The sequence below is a fragment of the Cellulosimicrobium sp. GQ32 genome, assembly GCF_059758455.1.
Window position 1 is genome coordinate 1 of record NZ_JCAXEP010000040.1, and the last position, 378, is coordinate 378.

Sequence of the window (378 nt, forward strand, 5' to 3'; positions counted from 1 at the left end):
CTAGGTGTTGCGGGTCATGACGTTGGTGACGCGGGGCTGGGCGTGAGGAAGGGGTAGGCCTGGCGGCAGGATGGAAGTGCGACCAACCGTCCTTGCCGAGGAAGACCTACCCCTTCATGACTCACGCTAACGCCCCGTTGACCCCTGCCGGACGCCTGCGCCTGATCGAGCGCTGCCGGAGTCGTCCGATCGCTCACGTCGCTGCTGAAGCGGGCATCTCGCGCGCTTGCCTGTCGAAGTGGAAGCACCGCTACGACCGGCTCGGGGAGGCCGGCCTGCACGACCGGGCGAGCGTCCCGCACAGGTCGCCGACCCAGCTCCCGGACGAAGTCGTGAACCGGATCGAGACACTGCGCCGCCAGCGCAAGTGGTCCGCGC

The 378-nt window shown here is 68.5% G+C and carries 1 protein-coding gene; it reads left to right on the forward strand.

Translation table 11 applies throughout. The features are described from left to right. Positions 1–116: 116 nt before the first annotated feature. Positions 117–378, forward strand: a 262-nt coding sequence (locus AC6CH9_RS20840; protein ID WP_498156604.1) for a helix-turn-helix domain-containing protein, incomplete at its 3' end; no start/stop codon positions are given.